2 tRNA genes are annotated in these 382 nt (G+C 50.0%); both read left to right on the top strand.

Going from position 1 to position 382, the window contains the following annotated elements:
- The first annotated feature begins 120 nt into the window (after positions 1 to 120).
- Positions 121 to 197, top strand: a tRNA-Ile gene (locus KNP82_RS15490).
- A 21-nt stretch (positions 198 to 218) separates the two neighbouring features.
- Positions 219 to 291, top strand: a tRNA-Ala gene (locus KNP82_RS15495).
- Positions 292 to 382: the final 91 nt, after the last annotated feature.

A 382-nucleotide genomic window follows, 5' to 3' on the forward strand; every position in this document is an offset into this window, starting at 1 on the left:
AACAAGGTAGCCGTATCGGAAGGTGCGGCTGGATCACCTCCTTTCTAAGGAAAATGCCCATGTGGCATTGCCCATCGTTCAGTTTTGAGAGACCAAAATCTCTCGACAATCAAAATATGAGGGCCTATAGCTCAGCTGGTTAGAGCGCACGCCTGATAAGCGTGAGGTCGGTGGTTCGAGTCCACTTAGGCCCACCATTTTTTTGAGAATTCCAATACGGGGCCTTAGCTCAGCTGGGAGAGCGCCTGCCTTGCACGCAGGAGGTCAGCGGTTCGATCCCGCTAGGCTCCACTTTGTTCCTTGAAAACTGAAGATTCATCAAGACATCAAACCAATTATTTCACATATGGTCCGTGAGGACCGTGTGTCTTAGACGCTAGAT

Origin of the sequence: Exiguobacterium sp. s26, assembly GCF_018618235.1 — a bacterium.
In the GTDB taxonomy this organism is placed as follows: Bacteria; Bacillota; Bacilli; order Exiguobacteriales; family Exiguobacteriaceae; genus Exiguobacterium; species Exiguobacterium chiriqhucha.